Genomic DNA, 2,373 nt, shown 5'->3' on the forward strand with positions numbered 1-2,373 from the left:
CGCTAAGGTTCGGCTCCCCGACGCGCTTAATTTGCTGTGCTCCGCCGCGCGGGTTCGCTGGCGGCCGGCACCCGTGACCTGACGAGTAAACGATGGCTGATTTACCGATCAACGACCTAAACGTCGCCTCCAACGAGACACTGATCACTCCCGATCAGCTCAAGCGCGATATTCCCCTGAGCGACGCTGCGTTGCGCACCGTGACCAAGGGCCGCGAAGTCATTCGCAATATTCTCGATGGCACCGACCATCGCCTGTTCGTCGTCATCGGGCCTTGCTCGATCCACGACATCAAGGCCGCCCACGAATACGCCGAGCGCCTGAAGGTTCTCGCCGCGGAAGTCTCCGATACCCTGTATCTGGTCATGCGCGTGTACTTCGAGAAGCCGCGTACGACCGTCGGCTGGAAAGGCTTGATCAACGACCCGTACCTGGACGACTCGTTCAAAATCCAGGATGGCCTGCACATCGGTCGCCAATTGCTGCTGGACCTGGCTGAAAAAGGCCTGCCGACCGCCACCGAAGCCCTCGACCCGATCTCCCCGCAGTATTTGCAGGACCTGATCAGCTGGTCGGCCATCGGCGCGCGCACCACCGAATCCCAGACTCACCGTGAAATGGCGTCCGGCCTGTCCTCGGCCGTCGGCTTCAAGAACGGCACCGACGGCGGCCTGACCGTGGCGATCAACGCCCTGCAATCGGTATCCAGCCCTCACCGTTTCCTGGGGATCAACCAGGAAGGTGGCGTGTCGATCGTGACCACCAAGGGCAACGCCTACGGTCACGTGGTGCTGCGCGGCGGCAATGGCAAGCCGAACTACGATTCGGTCAGCGTCGCCCTGTGCGAACAGGCGCTGAACAAGGCGAAGATCAAGCCGAACATCATGGTCGACTGCAGCCACGCCAACTCCAACAAGGACCCGGCCCTGCAGCCGCTGGTGATGGAAAACGTCGCCAACCAGATCCTGGAAGGCAACAAGTCGATTATCGGCCTGATGGTCGAAAGCCATCTGAACTGGGGTGCCCAGGCGATCCCGAAAGACCTCGCCGACCTGCAATACGGCGTGTCGATTACCGATGCCTGCATCGACTGGACCGCCACTGAAAACACCTTGCGCAGCATGCATGCCAAGCTCAAGGATGTGCTGCCTAAACGCGATCGCAGCTGATCGCCGTTTGCCGCAGACAAAAAAACGCCGGGCTGAGCCCGGCGTTTTTTTATGTGTTCGTTTTGTTGAAGGTTACTGGCTCAGCTTGGCCGCATGCCGCTGGTGGCGCTCCATGTAGCGCTCGACGTACGAGCACGATGGAATGACGGTATAGCCCATTTCCTCGGCGTACTGCAGCGCCTGTTCGGTCAGCGCTGCCGCAATGCCGCGACCACGCAGCGCGTTAGGCACAAACGTGCGATAGATATCCAGGGTCTGTTTCCCCAGATCCATATAAGTCAGGTAGGCACGATGACCGTCCACATTGGTCTCGAATTGATGACCAGCCTGGTCATGGTGGATGGACAACGCCTCGCTCATCACTACTCCTCGCGGGTCTCAAATTCTGACCCCTACCTTACCGATGTTTTTCCGGCGAAGGAACAACTACGCCACCCCGTGCCTGAATGGACACCGAGAAGAGCTACACCGATCTCGCGCAGCCGAGCACGTATAAATAGTAGGCACCATTGGCAAAAATGCTCAAGGCACACTCGTCATCATGCTGGTAGGCAGGTGTAGATCGGGTCACGCAGGGCTGGCTCGACCGAAGATCCTCCTGGGTCGATGCCTGAACATTGCCGGATGTTGAGACTTAAGACGATCGCCCGTTGTTAAAGTCACCTGAACATGGAGAAAGATATGAGAGGCGTCGCGCAAAATCCGAACAAAAGTGTAGACGAATCCATCTAGCCGGACTTTAGCCAAGACCGGAAAAAGAGCCATGGGAATAGGGAACTTTTCTTATCCCGATCGCTCATAACCGGCATTGTAGCTGAGTATTTTTTAAGCATCGCAGTTAAAAGTTGCTCGAAAAAGAATCAGCGCCTACAATTTTTTTTGCTTCTTGCTTCACGTCAGTTTTACTTACTACAAGTTATGGGTAGTATGTACGCCGGCTATTTCCTCACTCGGAGGAGATAGCTACTTAATAGAAAGTCCTTGAAGGGGAACACGATGAACAACGTTCTGAAATTCTCTGCTCTGGCTCTGGCCGCAGTTCTGGCTACCGGTTGCAGCAGCGCATCGAAAGAAACCGAAGCACGTCTGACCGCTACTGAAGACGCAGCTGCTCGCTCCCAGGCTCGTGCAGACGAAGCTTACCGTAAAGCTGATGAAGCTCTGGCTGCTGCTCAAAAAGCACAACAGACTGCTGACGAAGCTA

Annotated in this window: 3 protein-coding genes; 2 read left to right on the forward strand and 1 reads right to left on the reverse strand. The window is 56.4% G+C overall.

All coding sequences use genetic code 11. The features are described from left to right. Positions 1-92: 92 nt before the first annotated feature. Positions 93-1,169, forward strand: a complete 1,077-nt coding sequence (locus ACRESJ_RS21580) for a 3-deoxy-7-phosphoheptulonate synthase (protein WP_007973561.1) — start codon at positions 93-95, stop codon at positions 1,167-1,169. Between the two features lie 72 nt (positions 1,170-1,241). On the opposite strand, the gene ACRESJ_RS21585 is transcribed toward ACRESJ_RS21580, so the two are convergent. Then, positions 1,242-1,529 carry a GNAT family N-acetyltransferase gene (locus ACRESJ_RS21585; RefSeq protein ID WP_020800382.1) on the reverse strand — a complete coding sequence of 96 codons (288 nt, stop codon included), beginning with the start codon at positions 1,527-1,529 and terminating at the stop codon, positions 1,242-1,244. Positions 1,530-2,165: 636 nt separating this feature from the next. On the opposite strand from ACRESJ_RS21585, the gene ACRESJ_RS21590 reads away from it, so the two are divergent. Next, a partial coding sequence (locus ACRESJ_RS21590; RefSeq protein ID WP_431759715.1) for a hypothetical protein occupies positions 2,166-2,373 on the forward strand: 208 nt, incomplete at its 3' end.

It is taken from the genome of Pseudomonas sp., from assembly GCF_050739655.1.
GTDB lineage: Bacteria > Pseudomonadota > Gammaproteobacteria > Pseudomonadales > Pseudomonadaceae > Aquipseudomonas.